General features: G+C 59.7%; 18 protein-coding genes. 11 read left to right on the plus strand and 7 right to left on the minus strand.

The features are described 5' to 3' along the window. Positions 1–28: 28 nt before the first annotated feature. The 3 genes from J3P91_RS04500 to norR all read right to left on the minus strand — a co-directional run bounded on the left by J3P91_RS04500 (position 29) and on the right by norR (position 3,205). Positions 29–355, minus strand: coding sequence for a hypothetical protein (locus J3P91_RS04500; protein WP_434602861.1), 327 nt, complete (start codon positions 353–355; stop codon positions 29–31). A 116-nt stretch (positions 356–471) separates the two neighbouring features. Then, the gene (locus tag J3P91_RS04505; RefSeq protein ID WP_030139917.1) at positions 472–1,374 is read right to left on the minus strand and encodes a chemotaxis protein CheV; all 903 of its coding nucleotides are present in this window, start codon (positions 1,372–1,374) and stop codon (positions 472–474) included. A 277-nt stretch (positions 1,375–1,651) separates the two neighbouring features. Beyond that, entirely contained in the window at positions 1,652–3,205 is a 1,554-nt protein-coding gene (norR, locus tag J3P91_RS04510) for a nitric oxide reductase transcriptional regulator NorR (RefSeq protein WP_434602862.1), read from the minus strand. A gap of 150 nt (positions 3,206–3,355) precedes the next feature. Between norR and hmpA the strand changes: the two genes are divergently transcribed. From hmpA to J3P91_RS04560, 10 genes are all read left to right on the plus strand, one after another. Then, positions 3,356–4,537 carry an NO-inducible flavohemoprotein gene (hmpA, locus tag J3P91_RS04515; protein ID WP_434602863.1) on the plus strand — a complete coding sequence of 394 codons (1,182 nt, stop codon included), beginning with the start codon at positions 3,356–3,358 and terminating at the stop codon, positions 4,535–4,537. Between the two features lie 303 nt (positions 4,538–4,840). Next, positions 4,841–5,350: a disulfide bond formation protein B gene (locus J3P91_RS04520; protein ID WP_434602864.1), complete on the plus strand. Its 510-nt coding sequence runs from the start codon at positions 4,841–4,843 to the stop codon at positions 5,348–5,350. Between the two features lie 113 nt (positions 5,351–5,463). Continuing rightward, positions 5,464–5,799 (plus strand): hypothetical protein, encoded by a 336-nt coding sequence (locus J3P91_RS04525; protein WP_434602865.1) that lies wholly within the window; start codon positions 5,464–5,466, stop codon positions 5,797–5,799. Positions 5,800–6,131: 332 nt separating this feature from the next. After that, entirely contained in the window at positions 6,132–7,079 is a 948-nt protein-coding gene (cyoA, locus tag J3P91_RS04530; RefSeq protein WP_305496696.1) for a ubiquinol oxidase subunit II, read from the plus strand. Between the two features lie 3 nt (positions 7,080–7,082). Next, the gene (cyoB, locus tag J3P91_RS04535; RefSeq protein ID WP_305496694.1) at positions 7,083–9,113 is read left to right on the plus strand and encodes a cytochrome o ubiquinol oxidase subunit I; all 2,031 of its coding nucleotides are present in this window, start codon (positions 7,083–7,085) and stop codon (positions 9,111–9,113) included. Positions 9,114–9,116: 3 nt separating this feature from the next. After that, the gene (locus J3P91_RS04540) at positions 9,117–9,743 is read left to right on the plus strand and encodes a cytochrome o ubiquinol oxidase subunit III (protein ID WP_053125033.1); all 627 of its coding nucleotides are present in this window, start codon (positions 9,117–9,119) and stop codon (positions 9,741–9,743) included. Continuing rightward, positions 9,744–10,079, plus strand: coding sequence for a cytochrome o ubiquinol oxidase subunit IV (gene cyoD, locus J3P91_RS04545; RefSeq protein ID WP_249876093.1), 336 nt, complete (start codon positions 9,744–9,746; stop codon positions 10,077–10,079). It abuts the gene before it with no gap. 11 nt (positions 10,080–10,090) lie between these two features. Next, positions 10,091–10,978, plus strand: a complete 888-nt coding sequence (gene cyoE, locus J3P91_RS04550; protein WP_039591595.1) for a heme o synthase — start codon at positions 10,091–10,093, stop codon at positions 10,976–10,978. A 141-nt stretch (positions 10,979–11,119) separates the two neighbouring features. Next, positions 11,120–11,464 (plus strand): toxin, encoded by a 345-nt coding sequence (locus tag J3P91_RS04555; RefSeq protein ID WP_434604996.1) that lies wholly within the window; start codon positions 11,120–11,122, stop codon positions 11,462–11,464. After that, entirely contained in the window at positions 11,461–11,775 is a 315-nt protein-coding gene (locus J3P91_RS04560) for a helix-turn-helix domain-containing protein (RefSeq protein ID WP_305496690.1), read from the plus strand. Before J3P91_RS04555 ends, J3P91_RS04560 begins: the two co-directional genes overlap by 4 nt. Before the next feature lie 192 nt (positions 11,776–11,967). Here J3P91_RS04560 and J3P91_RS04565 read toward each other — a convergent pair whose 3' ends face one another. The 4 genes from J3P91_RS04565 to J3P91_RS04580 all read right to left on the minus strand — a co-directional run bounded on the left by J3P91_RS04565 (position 11,968) and on the right by J3P91_RS04580 (position 15,645). Beyond that, on the minus strand, positions 11,968–12,672 hold the full coding sequence (locus tag J3P91_RS04565; protein WP_434602866.1) for a hypothetical protein: 705 nt from the start codon (positions 12,670–12,672) through the stop codon (positions 11,968–11,970). Between the two features lie 121 nt (positions 12,673–12,793). Next, positions 12,794–13,537, minus strand: a complete 744-nt coding sequence (locus J3P91_RS04570; RefSeq protein ID WP_434602867.1) for a DUF72 domain-containing protein — start codon at positions 13,535–13,537, stop codon at positions 12,794–12,796. A 76-nt stretch (positions 13,538–13,613) separates the two neighbouring features. After that, positions 13,614–14,627, minus strand: coding sequence for a sensor domain-containing diguanylate cyclase (locus J3P91_RS04575; RefSeq protein ID WP_434574282.1), 1,014 nt, complete (start codon positions 14,625–14,627; stop codon positions 13,614–13,616). A gap of 115 nt (positions 14,628–14,742) precedes the next feature. Then, positions 14,743–15,645 (minus strand): LysR family transcriptional regulator, encoded by a 903-nt coding sequence (locus tag J3P91_RS04580; RefSeq protein WP_434569747.1) that lies wholly within the window; start codon positions 15,643–15,645, stop codon positions 14,743–14,745. Positions 15,646–15,743: 98 nt separating this feature from the next. Here J3P91_RS04580 and J3P91_RS04585 point away from each other — a divergent pair, with 98 nt between their 5' ends. Beyond that, positions 15,744–16,919: an aspartate aminotransferase family protein gene (locus J3P91_RS04585; protein ID WP_434569746.1), complete on the plus strand. Its 1,176-nt coding sequence runs from the start codon at positions 15,744–15,746 to the stop codon at positions 16,917–16,919. The last annotated feature ends 5 nt before the right edge of the window (positions 16,920–16,924 follow it).

The raw sequence follows: 16,924 nt of genomic DNA on the forward strand, positions 1-16,924 counted from the left end.
AAGCCATGCAAAGCAATTTATGCGCCATTCATCGGGAGGTTTCGGTCGGGCGGATCGAGTCCCATTCGGTCACGAACGCGCTCTTGGTTTTCTTGCGGTAGAGGCACAGCTCGGTGCCGGTCGCGCCTTTCATGTGCTTTTGCGGGTATTGGCCTTGCAGCAACAGCGCCGTGTAGCCGACCCGGTCGTCGAATTGCGCGGGGCTGCCGACCGGTTCGGCATTTTTCAAACCGCTGGCCTTGATGCAACTGGCGAGGACTTTCTTGTCATAGGCAGCCCAGGCATCGGAGCTGTAGGCATAGGCCTGGGCAGCCAGGGCGCTGAGAGCAAAAAAAATCAGGCAGGGTACTTTCATCGGCAAGATCCTTGTTCTGGGAGGCCAGCGCAGGAGTATGCCTGAGGTTGGGAAGGTATCGAGGCCGCGAACTCGCAGCCTCGTGCACTCGGCGCACCGTCGGAATGCGGGCGGGTTTAGCGACCTTGTTCGGCGACGGCCTTGGCCGCCGTGATCAGGCACTTGGTCAGTTCCGGCGAGGAGAACTTGGTCAGTACCCCGTTGGCGCCCGCCAGCCGCGCTTTCTCACTGTTCATCGCGCTGTCGAGCGAGGTGTGCAACAACACATAGAGGTGAGCGAAGTCCGGCGTTTCCCGCAGGGTCCGGGTGAGGGCGTAACCGTCCATCTCGGACATTTCGATGTCGGAAACGATCAGGTTGATCTCCTGCGCCGTGCCTTGCAGCTCAAGCAGGCAGTCGATGGCTTCCTTGGCGCTGCGGGCGGTGTGGCATTGCAGGCCCAGGTTGCGCAGGGTATGCACCGATTGCTGGAGCGCCACCTGGCTGTCATCGACCACCAGGATTCGGGCGTTGCCGAGGACTTCGGCGTCTTCCATGCTCAGTTCGGTGGGCGCCGTCTCGATTTGCGCCGGGGCGATGCCGTGGATGACTTTTTCGATGTCCAGCACCTGCACCAGCGTGCCGTCCACCGAAGTCACGCCAGTGATGAACGCACGCACACCGCCGGAGCCGTAGGGCGGCGGTTTGATGTCGGTAGTCAGGCAATGCACGATCTTGCTCACCGCCTGCACGTGCAGGCCCTGCTTGGAGCGGCTGACGTCGGTGACGATCAGGCACCCGCCGTCCGGGTCTTCCAGCGGCCGCTCGCCAATGGCGCGGCTGAGGTCGATCACCGACAACGATGTTCCGCGCAACGTGGCGATGCCTTTTACGTGTGGGTGCGACTCCGGCAGTTTGGTCAGCGGCGGGCAGGGAATGATTTCGCTGACCTTGAGCAGGTTGATTGCCATCAGCTTGCCGCTGCGCAAGGTAAACAGCAGAAGCGAAAGGGAATCTGCGCGGGCTTTGTTGGAAGACATAAAAACCTTCTGTGGAAAAAGGTGGGGCGAGCATGAAGATCGCCAAGACAGCTTTTGATAACGGGTTATCGACTTGTCGGGGGCAGGCTTTAGGGCGAAAAACTGTCAATGGCGAGGATCGCTGCAGCACTGTCCACATAACGCTGCTTTTGTGGCGAGGGAGCTTGCTCCCGCTCGGCCGCGCAGCGGTCGCAAAATTCGAAACCGCGCTGCAGGTGAGGGCTGCTTCGCAACCGAGCGGGAGCAAGCTCCCTCGCCACAAAATCTCCTCGGCAAACTATTTGAGGCCCAGCCGCCTGGCCATCCGCCCCAGGTTGGCCCGATCCAGGCCCAGTTCCCGGGCAGCGCTGGCCCAGTTGTGCTGATGGCGTTCCAGGCAGGCGCTGATCATTTGCCGTTGATAGTTTTCCGTGGCCTGGCGCAAGTCACCGGAAACCTTCACCGTGGAGGCTGGCGCGAGGCTGTTGTTCGGAGCATTTTCCGGGAGTATGTGAGGCAGATCCAGATCATCGGCGCTCAAGCTGAGAATCTTCGGCCGAACCGGATGCTTGCCCAATGCCTTCAACGCGCTGCGACCGATCAGGTGTTCCAGTTCGCGCACGTTGCCCGGCCAATCGTAGGCCAGCAACGCAGCCTGGGCGTCGCTGGTCAGGCGCAGGCTGCCAAGGCCCATGCGCGAGCGGTTCTGTTCCAGGAAGAAGCCGGCGAGCAGCAGCACATCGCGCCCGCGATCACGCAGCGCAGGCACTTGCAGCGGGTAGACACTCAACCGGTGGTAGAAGTCGGCCCGATAACGGCCATTGCGCACTTCCTCGGCGAGGTCGCGGTTGGTCGCCGCAATCAGGCGCACATCGACGCGGTGCTCCTTGTCCGAGCCCAGGCGTTGCAGCTGGCCGCTTTGCAACACGCGAAGCAATTTGGCCTGGACGGTCAGGGACAGTTCGCCCACCTCGTCGAGGAACAGCGTGCCGCCATCCGCCAGCTCGAATTTGCCGCGCCGGTCATGGGTGGCACCGGTGAACGCGCCTCGAACATGGCCGAAGAGTTCACTTTCCACCAGCGTGTCAGGCAGCGCCGCGCAATTGAGGCTGATCAGCGGCTGGTCGGCACGGTGGGAGGCGGCGTGAATGGCCTGGGCGACCAATTCCTTGCCGACGCCGGTTTCGCCAGTGATCAGTACCGTCAGGTCACTGCCCCCGACCAGCTTGATCTCTTCCACCAGGCGTTTATGGGGCTTGCTCTGGCCGACCATGTCGCGCTGCTGCTGGCCGCTGGCCTGACGGTAGACCTCGGCGCGGCGATGCTCGTCCTCGGCCCTCAACGCAAGGCGCTCGATACGTTCGGCGGCGCTGACAGTGGCGGCGGCGAGGCTGGCGAAGGCTTGCAGGGCGCTCAGGTCAATAGGTTCGAAGCGTTCCGGGTCCAGCGAGTCCAGGGTCAGCAAGCCCCAGGGCTGCTCATCGACAAACAGCGGGCAACCCATGCAATCGTGAACCTCCAGATGTTCATCCAGCCCTTCCACCAATCCGTCGTACGGATCGGGCAGGTCACTGTCGGTGGCGAAGCGAGTGGGCTGCGGATTGGCCAGCAAAGCTTCGAAACGCGGATGCTCGCTGACCCGGAATCGCCGGCCCAGGGTGTCGGTGCTCAAGCCATCCACGGCCAGCGGGACGAGGCAGTCGCCGTCCAGGCGCAACAGCGCAGCGGCGTCGCAAGGCAACAGGCTGCGCAGGGCTCCGAGCAGGCGCCGATAGCGCTCGCCTTCAGGCAGTTCGCGGGACAGGTCGGCCACCAGCGGCAATAGCGAGGTCAGCAAGGAAGTTGCGGTCATAATGACTCCATCTAGTCATAAGGACTATAAGTGCTGTCTTGTCGATATGACTACATCGTCTTCAACTGCCTGAAATACAAGGTCAAAATTTGTGGCATGAAAACTGATAGGCATAGGTAACTGTTATTTGTACCACGCGAGGAGCCACCCATGCTGAGTCGAGAACAACGCGCCATCATCCGTTCCACTGTCCCCTTGCTTGAGAGCGGTGGGGAAGCGCTGATCACTCACTTCTACCGCATGATGCTGTCCGAATACCCGCAAGTGCGCCCGCTGTTCAACCAGGCTCACCAGGCCAGCGGCGACCAGCCGCGTGCGCTGGCTAACGGTGTATTGATGTATGCGCGGCACATCGATCAACTCGACCAGTTGGGCGACCTGGTGGCAAAGATCGTCAACAAGCACGTGGCCTTGCAGATCCAGCCACAGCATTACCCGATCGTCGGCTCCTGCTTGCTGCGGGCAATCGCCGAGGTACTGGGCGAAGAAATCGCTACACCTGAAGTGATTTCGGCGTGGGGCGCGGCCTATAACCAGTTGGCCGATATCCTGATCGGCGCCGAAACCAGCTTGTATGACCGCAAAGCCGCGGCACCCGGCGGCTGGCGCGGTGAACGTGAGTTCATCCTGACGGCCAAGGTGCAGGAAAGCGCGGAAATCACTTCGTTCTACTTCGAACCGGCGGACAAGGGGCCTATCCTGCAAGCCGAGCCCGGCCAGTACATCGGTATGAAGCTGGTGCTGGACGGTGAAGAAGTGCGCCGCAACTATTCGTTGTCGGCCTTGGCTAACAATGGCCAGTACCGCATCAGCGTCAAGCGCGAGGCGGGCGGACGGGTGTCCAATTACCTGCACGACCATTTCCAGGTCGGCAGCAGCATCCAGCTGTTTCCGCCATCGGGAGATTTTTACCTCACCGCCAGCGACAAGCCGCTGGTGCTGATCAGTGGCGGCGTCGGCATCACTCCGACCCTGGCGATGTTGCAAGCGGCGCTGCAAACCGAGCGCCCGGTGCATTTCATTCACTGCGCGCGCAATGGCCAGGTCCATGCCTTTCGCGAGTGGATCGACGACCTGGCCAAGCGGCACCCGCAACTCAAGCGTTTCTACTGTTATGACGAGCACGACGGCGCTGGGCCGGCGGCTGACAAGGTAGGGCTGTTGAGTGAGGAGCAACTGGCGCAGTGGTTGCCCGAGCAGCGAGACCTGGACGCGTACTTCCTTGGGCCGAAGGGCTTCATGGCGGCCATCAAGCGTCATCTCAAGGCCTTGGGCGTACCGCCGGGACAAAGCCGCTATGAATTCTTCGGGCCGGCGGCTGCTTTGGAGTAAATGCCAGGGCAATCCGGGTGACCGGGTTGCCTTCTTCGCGAGCAGGCTCGCTCCCACAGAGAATCTGCGTTATCCGGAACACGCATGCACGACGCATGACCTGTGGGAGCGAGCCTGCTCGCGAAAGGGGCGGCATGACCGGCGCTGCGCTGGAATTAATCCCCGCTTAACCTCTTTCCTGTCTATTCCCTCCATATTGCCGACTGCGCTCGTTCACGATCTGCGTGTAGACTTCGGCCATCCGAAAGCGCGCCGGTCGCCGCAAGGCCGCGCGTCGATCCATGCCTATCAAAGGGAAAAGCAATGAGTGAGGAAATGCTGCGGCTGGGCCGTGAGCGGCGCTATCTGGTGCTGCTGGGGTTGATCTGCCTGGGACTGATCGGCGGTGCTTTATATATGCAGGTGGTGCTTGGTGAAGCGCCATGCCCGCTGTGCATCCTGCAGCGCTATGCGTTGTTGCTGATTGCCATCTTCGCTTTTATCGGCGCGGCCATGCGTACGCGCCGCAGCCTGACGGTCTTCGAAGGCCTTGTCGTGCTTTGCGCGCTGGCAGGGGCGGGTGTGGCCGGGCACCATGTGTACACTCAGTTTTTCCCCGCGGTCAGTTGCGGCGTAGATGTGTTGCAGCCAATTGTCGATAGCCTGCCGCTGGCGAAGATCTTCCCGCTGGGCTTCCAGGTCGATGGTTTCTGTTCCACCCCGTACCCGCCGATCCTCGGCCTGTCACTGGCGCAATGGGCACTGGTGGCGTTTGTCCTCACCGTCGTGCTGGTGCCATTGCTGGTGTCGCGCAATCGCAAGGCGCTTCGCTGAAGTATCGTGGAAAAACGCCCCGGCTCTTCTTCGGAGCCGGGGCGTTTTACGTTTCAGGGTCGATGAGGCACCGTCTTGATCAGAGGCAGGAACACCCTGCGACAGTGTGCGACATGTTGTCACATATCTGCTGTCTCGCTGCCGTCCGAGGGCCGAATTGCCGCCTCATTCTGCAACAAAAAAACCGCTTGATCACCCTTCGCTTTCAATTGGGAGTCGCTCTGCAGCAGGCATTTTTAACAGCGCAGCGGGTTGCCTTCAAGGCCCCGGAAAATGGGCGCCTAAAGCGGGTCAAAGCTCGCCGTAAATTGCTGGAGCTGTCTAAATCGGGCGTAGTAGCCTTACGTTTTTTGGGGTTCTTGTTGAGAATTAATTTCGATAACATGCTGGCCCGTTGCAATATCGGCGGCAGATTATTGCCGGATCGGAGAAAAATTATTTCGGGTTAAGACATGGTCTCGAACGCCGCAGCTCACTACAATCGCCCGCACCGATTTTCCGACCCGGCTCAGGCTTGAGCACGAGAGTGGTCGAAGGGCGCCAGCGCCCCATGCGACCCCAGGTGTCGGTGCCTCCAACTACCCGCACCAAACGGAATTGGGCTTGAACAGGCCTTTGACCAACGAATAAGAACTCACTGCTGGCCCAGGATGTGTCGAACAGCGTCTGACGTTCGACGGGCAGCCCTTATTCAATCCAAGAAAATGCCAACCCTTGGCAGGGTGAAGTGTTGGCGATCAAAACCCAACTGCATTGCGCAAGCTGCTTTAGAGGTCGTGAGATGAGTAAAAACAGGTACCCCCGATTACTAGGCTTGTTGCCGCTGCTCGGCACGTTGCTGCTGGGAGGCTGCAACATGACCCTGCTCGATCCCAAGGGCCAGGTCGGCCTGGATGAACGAAACCTGATCATCACCGCCACGTTGCTGATGTTGCTGGTCGTCGTGCCGGTTATCGTCATGACGTTCCTGTTCGCCTGGAAATATCGCGCGTCCAACACCAGTGCCACCTACACGCCGAAATGGTCCCACTCGACCAAGATCGAAATCGCGGTGTGGACCATTCCGGTACTGATCATCATTGCCCTGGGTTACATCACCTACAAGTCGACCCACGCCCTGGACCCGTACCGTCCGCTGGATTCCGACGTCAAGCCGATCACCATCGAAGTGGTCTCGATGGATTGGAAGTGGCTGTTCATCTATCCGGAACAAGGCATTGCCACGGTCAACAAGATCGTGTTCCCGGCCCACACGCCGATCAACTTCAAGGTCACCTCCGACACCGTGATGAACTCGTTCTTCATCCCGGGCCTGGGCGGCCAGATCTACGCGATGGCCGGCATGCAGACCAAGCTGCACCTGATCGCCAACCAGAACACCGAACTTGAAGGTATCTCCGCCAACTACAGCGGCGCGGGTTTCACCGGCATGAAGTTCAAAGCGACCGCCACCACCCAGGAAGAGTTCGACGCCTGGGTAAACGAAGTGAAGAAGGCACCTAAACAGCTTGAAAAAGCTGAATACGAAGCCCTTTCCAAGCCGAGCCAGAACAACCCTGTCGAACTCTACTCGTCGGTCACGCCGAACCTGTTCCAGACCATCATCGATAAGTATGAAGGGATGAATCCGGGCAAGCCGATGCATCACGAGAAGAAAGACAAGGAAGTGGCCCACAACATGGAAGGGATGGACATGAGCTCGCATTCAGCTGCCGGGGCAGAGGAGTAAACGATGTTTGGTAAATTAAGTTGGGAAGCGATCCCGTTCCACGAGCCGATTGTCATGGTGACCCTCGCCATCATCGCGCTCGGTGGTCTGGCGTTGTTCGCGGGTATCACTTATTTCAAGAAGTGGACTTACCTGTGGACTGAATGGTTGACCTCGGTCGACCACAAGAAGATCGGCGTGATGTACATCATCGTCGCCATGGTCATGCTGCTGCGCGGTTTTGCCGACGCGATCATGATGCGTACCCAGTTGGCCATGGCCACCGAGGGCTCGCCCGGCTACCTGCCGCCTGAACACTATGACCAGATCTTCACCGCCCACGGTGTGATCATGATCATCTTCATGGCGATGCCATTCTTCACCGGCCTGATGAACCTTGCAGTGCCGCTGCAGATCGGCGCGCGTGACGTTGCCTATCCATTCCTGAACTCCCTGAGCTTCTGGCTGCTGGTGTCCGGCGTGGTGCTGATCAACGTTTCCCTGGGTGTTGGCGAATTCGCCAAGACCGGTTGGGTTGCCTATCCGCCGTTGTCGGGGCTGCAATACAGTCCGGGCGTGGGGGTGGATTACTACATCTGGGCGCTACAGCTATCCGGGTTGGGGACAACGCTGACGGGGGTCAACTTCCTGGCCACCGTGTTGAAGATGCGTACCCCTGGCATGAAGCTGATGGACATGCCGATCTTCACCTGGACCTGCACCTGGGCCAACGTGCTGATCGTCGCTTCGTTCCCGATCCTCACCGCTACCCTGGCACTGCTGACGCTTGACCGCTACATGGATTTCCACATTTTCACCAATGAACTGGGTGGAAATCCGATGATGTACGTCAACCTGTTCTGGGCCTGGGGTCACCCTGAGGTGTACATCCTGATCCTGCCGGCGTTCGGTATTTTCTCCGAAGTCATCTCGACCTTCTCCGGCAAGAAACTGTTTGGCCACCACTCGATGATCTACGCTTCCGGCGCGATCTCGGTACTGGGCTTCATGGTCTGGCTGCACCACTTCTTCACCATGGGTTCGGGTGCCAGCGTCAACGCCTTCTTCGGCCTGGCGACGATGCTGATCTCGATTCCGACGGGTGTGAAGCTGTTCAACTGGCTGTTCACCATCTACCAGGGCCGCCTGCGTTTCACCAGCCACGTGCTGTGGACCCTGGGCTTCATGGTGACCTTCGCCATCGGCGGCATGACCGGCGTACTGCTGGCCATCCCGGGTGCGGACTTCGTGTTGCATAACAGCCTGTTCGTGATCGCGCACTTCCATAACGTGATCATCGGCGGCGCCGTGTTCGGCTACATCGCGGGTTTTGCGTTCTACTTCCCGAAAGCGTTCGGCTTCAAGCTGCACGAAGGTTGGGGCAAGGCAGCGTTCTGGTTCTGGATCTCGGGCTTCTTCGTCGCGTTCATGCCGCTCTATGCACTGGGCTTCATGGGCATGACCCGTCGCCTGAACGCCACCACCAACCCTGAGTGGGTGCCGTACCTGTACGTTGCCATGTTCGGTGCGGTGATGATCGCTGTCGGTATCGCCTGCCAGCTGATCCAGCTGTACGTCAGTGTGCGTGACCGCAAGAAGCCGGAAAACATGTGCGAACACGGTGATCCGTGGAATGCCCATACCCTGGAATGGTCGACTTCTTCGCCACCACCGTTCTACAACTTTGCGGTGCTGCCGAAAGCGGAAACCATCGACCCGTTCACCGAAGCCAAGGAAAACGGTACCGCGTACCAGACTCCGGCCAGGTACGCGCCGATCCACATGCCCAACAACACCGCTACCGGTGTGGTCATGGGGGCTCTGTTGACCGTGTTCGGTTTCGCGATGATCTGGCACATCTGGTGGCTGGCCATCGCCAGCCTGGTCGGCACCGTGGTGTATTTCACCATCCATGCCGCCCGTGATGATCAGGGCTACATGGTGCCGGTGGATGTCATCGAGCGCATCGAAGCCGAGCAGCACAAGCGTCTGGTCGCGGCCGGGAAAGTCCCAGCCTCCGCCACCCGTGTTGAAACCTCGTTGGAACAGGCTTAAACCATGTCGAACTTAGTGACCAATGTTGGACACGCCCATGGTCATGACCATGGGCACGATGACCATCACCACGACTCGGGCGAGATGACCGTATTCGGTTTCTGGCTCTACCTGATGACCGACTGCATTCTGTTTGCGTCGATCTTCGCGGTATATGCGGTGCTGGTTAACAACGTCGCCGGTGGCCCGTCGGGCCACGACATCTTCGAACTGCCTTATGTACTGGGCGAAACCGCGCTGCTGCTGTTCAGTTCGATCACCTACGGCTTCGCCATGCTGGCGTTGTTCAAGGGCAAGAAAACCCAGGTACTGGGCTGGTTGGCAATGACCTTCCTGCTGGGCGCCGGCTTTATCGCCATGGAGATCAACGAGTTCCACATCCTGATCGCCGAAGGCTACGGCCCTAGCCGCAGCGGCTTCCTGTCCGGGTTCTTCACCCTGGTCGGCACCCACGGTCTGCACGTGACCAGCGGTCTGATCTGGATGGCGATCATGATGTACCAGGTCCAGAAAAACGGCCTGACCGCCACCAACAAGACGCGCCTGAGCTGCCTGAGCCTGTTCTGGCACTTCCTGGACGTGGTGTGGATCTGCGTATTCACCGTTGTTTATCTGATGGGGACCCTGTAAATGGCTAACGCACATTCCCATGATGGCCATGACGCCGGCCACGGCAGCGTCAAGTCCTACGCCATCGGTTTCATCCTGTCGGTGATCCTGACCGTCATTCCGTTCGGCCTGGTGATGTATCCAACGCTGCCGAAGAGCCTGACGCTCTGGATCATTCTGATCTTCGCCGTGGTCCAAGTATTGGTCCACCTGGTGTACTTCCTGCACCTGGACCGCTCGGCCGCCCAGCGTAACAACGTCATTGCGTTTGTCTTCGCTGCGCTGGTGATCGTACTGCTGGTCGGCTTGTCGTTGTGGATCATGTTCAGCATCCACTCCAACATGATGGCGCACTGAGGAAAATCCGGATGTCACTGAAGCACTTTATCCAAATCACCAAGCCGGGGATCATTTTCGGTAACGTGCTTTCTGTGGCGGGCGGGTTTTTCCTGGCCTCGAAAGGGCATGTCGATCTGGCCATCTTCCTGGCAGCGATGATCGGCACTTCCCTGGTGGTGGCGTCCGGTTGCGTGTTCAACAACTGCATCGACCGCGACATCGACATCAAGATGGAACGCACCAAGAATCGGGCGCTGGTCCAAGGCCTGATTCCGGTGCAACTGGCCCTGGCATTCGCCACGGTGCTGGGCGTGGCCGGCGTGGCGCTGTTGTACTGGGTGGCCAATCCGCTGGCGGCGTTGTTCGCGGTGATCGGCTTTGTCATCTACGTCGGTCTCTACAGCCTGTACCTCAAGCGCAAGTCGGTCCACGGCACGCTGGTGGGCAGCCTGTCGGGGGCCATGCCGCCGGTGATCGGTTATGTCGCGGTCAGCAACAGCTTCGACATGGCTGCGCTGACGCTGCTGGTGATGTTCAGCCTGTGGCAGATGCCGCATTCCTATGCCATCGCGATCTTCCGCTTCAACGACTACCTGGCGGCCTCGATTCCGGTGCTGCCGGTCAAGCGGGGCATCCAGGTGGCCAAGAAGCACATCCTGCTCTACATCCTGGCCTTCCTCGTGGCGACCTTGATGTTGACGTTCAGCGGTTACGCCGGCATGAGCTACCTCGCCGTCGCCGCCGCCATGGGCATGTACTGGCTGTACATGGCCTGGACCGGTTACAAGGCGGTGGATGACACGGTCTGGGCACGCAAGCTGTTCGTGTTCTCGATCTTCACCATCACCGCGCTGAGCGTCATGATGTCCCTGGACTTCAAAGTGCCAAGTGAGCTGCTGCTGACGTACGCGCCTTAAGCTTCAGACGCTGCACAAAAAGCCCCGCCTTCAAGAGAAGCGCGGGGCTTTTTTGTCGCTGCGCGGCATCGAAGCATGTTGTCATTCGTCGCAATAGATTATCGGTTGTTGAACTATGCGCAAATTGCCTATAGTTTTGCCATGCGAACCCTATTTTTTGAAACGACTTCATTTACCGCCACGGTCGGCCATTACCTGACTGACGATGAGTATCGCGTCCTTCAGTCCTTTATGTTGCTGCATCCGGAGGTCGGTGACGTCATGCCACGAACCGGCGGATTCCGTAAGCTGCGTTGGTTCGATAGTCGTCGTGGCAAAGGGAAGCGAGGTGGGTTGCGAGTCATTTACTATTGGCTTATGCACGACTGTCAGTTCTGGATGTTCGCAATTTATGACAAGGACGAGTTGGAAAACCTCACCTCCGAGCAAGAGAAGACGCTCAAACGCGCCATAGAAGCAGAGTTGAAAGTACGAGGTGCCTTATGAAAAAGCGCGATCTGTTTGCCGAGATGATGCAAGGCGTCGAAGAGATGGCCGCTCACCGCGAGGGCAAGATTACCCTTCGCCAGATAACGGTTGAAGACAAACCAGTTCCCGAGGTGTCAGCCCAGGAAATAGTAGCTTTGCGCGACCGGCTCCATATGTCTCAAGCTGTTTTTGCCAAGAGCATCAGGACCAGCCCTGGCACTCTCCGGAACTGGGAGCAGGAAAAATCCAAGCCTAACGCCCAGGCGGCTTTGTTGATCAAGCTGGTCGAGAAGTTTCCGGACATGGTCGAACGGCTTGGCGCTGTTTGAAAAGCTGATAGCTATGAAAAAGCCCCGCCTTCGAGAGAAATGCGGGGCTTTTTCATAGGTGATATTCAGGGCGTTGTTGACCTTCCTGTGGGAGCGAGCCTGCTCGCGAAGCGGTGGGTCAGTTGAGCTGAGGCTGACTGACACGGCGCATTCGCGAGCAGGCTCGCTCCCACAAGGGCCCGGATTCGGGGGTTATTGCTGGGCGATGCTGTAGCCGTCGAAGGCTTTTTGCTGCTGCAAGGCGGTGATGATGCTTTTGCGGGTGACCGGCTGTTCGGTGCCGTCGTTGTCCAGGAAGGTTTCGCTTTCCAGCTCTGCTTCGTCGCCTTCGCCGATGAAGTTGAAGCCGAGGAATTCGAAGGCCTCGCGGTCGACGTTCGGCTTGGAGCGTGGTGTGCGCAAGGGCAGGGTGACGCTGATGCCGTCCTTGCTGATGACAAACACCTCGGCTTCCTTCTTGGCGCGCGCGGCCTTGCCCTTGCCGCCGCTCGGGTTGCTCATGGCCTGATGGGTCTGGTTCAGCACCTTCAGGGCCAGGCCGTAGACCAGTTCCTGGAAGGCCGGGTCATCCTTGTAGCTGGAAAGGATACGGCTGATCGGGAAGCGGCTGCTGAGGTCTTCCAGCGCGGCGAAATCGGCGGCTTCGGCGTCCTTGAGCTGCTTGAGCTGGCCCATCAGTGCGTAGGCCTTGTCGTCGTCGAACGCATCGTGAGCCTGGCGAATGGCGGTGCGCAGTTCGCGGATCTGGTCGCTTTCGCGGTTCGACTGGAAGGCATCGAGGACCATTTCGCTGATGCTTTTGGCCTGGGGCAGATGCTGTGAAAGATTGATGGAGTTTTCGTATTCCGCTTTGGACGACAGGGAGATTACAGATTCAGCGGTATTGGAATCGGACATTGAAATTTCACTACTTCTGTTAGCGGGATATGGCGAGAAAACGCACGGGACTTTTTTCGGTCGCCTAATCTATTGGACCCGGGCGGTGTTGTCACGGTCGGACCGGCCACCGGTGACTATTTCAATCGCCCACCAGCTCCAGCAATCGCAACGCATCGGGCGTCGCGGCGCCGCTGGCGGTGTTGTCGAAGATGCACCAGGTCGGCGTGTCCGGGGCAGCCTTCAGTAGGACTGTCAGTCGCTGCAGCCAGGCGTCTTCGTAGGCGGAGTAATAAATGCGCGGCGAGCCATGCAGCCGGTAATAACGCACGCCCGCCCAGCCCGCCGTTTTATCGCCGCCCGGCACAGGCGACGGGTCGGCGGCGACGCGAGCGATGCGCTCTCCCTCAAGCAGTGCCATGGCCTGTGGCGCGAGCCAGCTCGGGTGCCGGGGTTCGAGTACCGCGTGGCCCTGATAACGGTCACGCAAGGCTTTGAAAAAGCCCTCGGCCTGGGTGTTATCGAAGGCCAGCGACGGCGGCAACTGGATCAACAGGCAACCAAGTTTCTCCCTCAATTGCGAGCATTGCCCGAGGAACTCATCCACCAGCCCCTCGCAATCATGCAAGCGCCGCTCATGGGTGATCTGCTTGGGCATCTTGACTGAGAAGCGAAAGCCCGTCGGCACACTGTCGGCCCATTTTGCATAGGTGGCGGGACGGTGCGGGCGGTAGAACGAACTGTTGACTTCCACCGCCGGGAAGCGGGCGCTGTAGCGCTGCAAATGGGTGCCTTCAAGGAGAAAAGCGGGCCATTGCTCCCTTGGCAGTGACCAGCCCGCGCAGCCCACCAGCACGGGCGAAGAGGAGAGGAGTCGAGTCGGCAATGGCGAGGACCTGATTGCGGGAGTTACAGCCTATGACCACCGTAGCGGCCTGAGAATCCAATCGGACATTGCCCGTTCAATCACAAATCACATTCTTGCCGGCCATCTTGGAGCGATACAGTGCCTGGTCAGCCCGATCCAGTAGCGCCGCTTGCGGTTCGTCTTCGCGGCGTTGCACCACGCCAAAACTCATGGTGATCTGGAAATCGCCCACCGGCAGCAGGTCGGACAAGCCGCGGCGAATGGTTTCGGCCAACAGGACTGCGTCGGCCTTGGATGTGTTGGGCAAGATCATGATGAATTCATCGCCGCCCCAGCGCACCAGCAGGTCGCCGTCGCGCTCGCAGCGCTTGACCGCCTGTACCACTTGCACCAGCGCTGCATCGCCGAAGGCATGGCCGTAGCGATCGTTGATGTCCTTGAAGTCGTCGACGTCCATGGCAATCAGCGACAACGGCTCGCGAAAGCGCTGCGCACGTTCGCAGGCCAATGGCAGCGCCTGCTCCAGGCGATAGCGGTTGGCGACCAGCGTAAGGGCGTCGGTTTCGGCGAGCCTGCGGTTTTCCTCGAGCTGGATTTGCAACTGTTCGTTGACCCGGGACAGTTCGTGGGTGCGTTCTTCGATGATGGCTTCGAGGGACTTGTTGCGCCGTTCAAGTTGTTCGAACAGACGCTTCTTGTCATCGATGCTGCGATGGGCACCGATCATGCGGGCGACGCTGCCATCGGGGTTGCGGGCGATCACGTAGCCGCGGTCTTCGATCCAGATATAGGAGCCGTCATAGGCGCGGCAGCGGTATTCGGCCTGGTACTTAGGGGCGCGTTGTTTGAGGTAATCGTCGAATAGCGCCATCACATGGGGATAATCTTCCGGGTGGATCACACTCTCCCAGGTCAGCACGGTATTGCTCAGGGAGTGAGGCGTGTAGCCGAGCATCGTGTACCAGCCGGGATTTCGATAGACGAAGCCGGTGTTGGCGTTCCAGTCCCAGATGCCATCGCTGACCAGTTCCATGATGGTGTGCAGCACGTTTTCGTCCAGATCGGACAAATCGAACCGCAGCAAATCGATCTTCGAGGCGTCGTCCATCATCGTTCCCTCAATCAGCCCTGATATCAAAATGCTTTCCAGGGATTAAGAGTAGCCGATGGGGCGGGGCGCCACTAGCGGGGGCAATCTTCCTCGCCACGGAGAATTTATTACTTCAGGGTTTGCTCCATTTTTGCAGCGCAAACTCGACGAAACTGCGCAGCTTCGGCAAACGATAGCGATCCTGGGCGTACATCAGGCTCATCGGCCGGTGGGGCAGTTGATAATTCTGCAACAGCGCCACCAAGTGTCCATCCTCCAGATCCTGCGCCACCAGCGCGTCCGGCAGCATCACCACGCCCATGCCGGCCAGGGCGGCGCGGTGCAGGCCCGACGAGCTGTTGATCAGCATCGGCCCGCGCACCGGCACTTTGATTTCCCCGTCCGGCCCGTTGATGGGCCAGTGCTCCTGGGCGAAACGCCATTCGTCTCCGGCGGAATAGGCAAACGACAGGCAGTCATGCTGTTGCAGGTCTTCGGGCTTTTGCGGCGTGCCGCGTCGTGCCAGGTAGGCCTTGGAGGCGCAGACGGTCAGGGTGTAGTCCATCAGGGGACGAACGATCAGCTTCGGGTCGGGACTGCCCAGGCGAATGGCGACGTCGAAGCCGTGGTCGAGCAGGTCCAGACGCTGGTTGGTCAAGACAACGTCGAGCTTGACCTGGGGATAACGCTGGCTGTACTCGGCCAGCGCCGGGGCGAGGCGCTCCGTGCCGAAGGTCAGCGGCGCGGTGATACGCAAGGTGCCGCTGGGGTCGCCTTGGGTCTGCTCGGCCAGGCGTTCGGAATCGGCAACCAGCCCGATCACTTCCAGGCAGCGTTGATAGTAGGCCGAGCCGAATTCAGTCAAGCGCTGACGACGCGTCGTACGGTTGATCAGGCGCACACCCAGGCGTTGCTCCAGCGCCCGGAGGTGATTGCCGACCATGGTCGTGGACATTTCGCACGCCTGGGCCGCTGCGGTCAGGCTGCCGGTTTCCACTACTTTCACGTAAACGGTCATTGCCTGGAACAGGTCCATTATCAAGCTCTGCTTTTAAATTAATGAAGTAAAGCGAGGTTTATCCAACGAGAGTGGCTAACCATACTGGAAAAAACCACCCGATGGAGCTAGATGTCATGACTGCCGCCTGCCTGATGAGCACTTACCAACCCTTGGCGCTGAACTTCACCCATGGCTTGGGTACGCGCCTGTGGGATCAGGATGGTCGCGAATACCTTGATGCGGTGGCGGGCGTAGCAGTGACCAACGTGGGTCATTCCCATCCGCGGTTGGTGGCAGCCATCAGTGAACAGGCCGGCCTGCTGCTGCACACGTCCAACCTGTACAGCATCGACTGGCAGCAGCGGTTGGCCCACAGACTCACCCAGCTCTCGGGGATGGAACGGGCGTTTTTCAACAACTCCGGCGCCGAGGCGAATGAAACCGCATTGAAGCTGGCCCGCCTGCATGGCTGGCACAAAGGCGTCGAACAGCCCTTGGTCGTGGTGATGGACAATGCTTTCCACGGGCGCACCCTGGGCACGATGTCCGCCAGCGACGGACCCTCGGTGCGGCTCGGCTTCAATCGGTTGCCGGGGGACTTCATCAAGGTGCCGTTCGGCGATCTCGGCGCATTGGAAAAAGTCCAGCAAGTCCACGGCGAGCGCATCGTTGCGATCCTGGTCGAGCCGATCCAGGGCGAAAGTGGCGTACAACTCGCGCCACCGGGTTACCTGAAGGCTTTGCGGGAGTTGTGCAGCCGGCGCGCCTGGTTATTGATGCTCGACGAGATCCAGACCGGCATCGGCCGCACCGGGCAGTGGTTCGCGTTCCAGCACGAGGGCATCGTCCCGGACGTGATGACCCTCGCCAAAGGCCTCGGCAACGGCGTGCCCATCGGTGCCTGCCTGGCGCGCGGCAAGGCCGCCGGACTGTTCACCCCCGGCAGCCACGGCAGCACGTTCGGCGGCAATCCTCTGGCCTGTCGGGTCGGCTGCACCGTGCTGGACATCATCGAGGAGCAAGGCCTGCTGGAGAACGCCAGACGTCAGGGCGAGCAATTGCTCAGCCGGTTGCGGGCTGAGTTGGCGGACAACCCGAACGTGCTTCAGATACGTGGCCAAGGCTTGATGATCGGCATAGAGCTCAAGCAACCGGTGCGCGACCTGACCCTCTGTGCCGCCCGGGATCATGGTTTGCTGATCAACGTCACCCGGGGCAAGACCATTCGCCTATTGCCGCCGCTGACGATCGACGGGCGGGAAGTCGAGATGATCGTCAGAGGGGTGAGCCGCTGCCTGGCGCAGGCGTGAGGCTA

It is taken from the genome of Pseudomonas sp. Z4-7 (assembly GCF_051131965.1).
Classification (GTDB): domain Bacteria; phylum Pseudomonadota; class Gammaproteobacteria; order Pseudomonadales; family Pseudomonadaceae; genus Aquipseudomonas.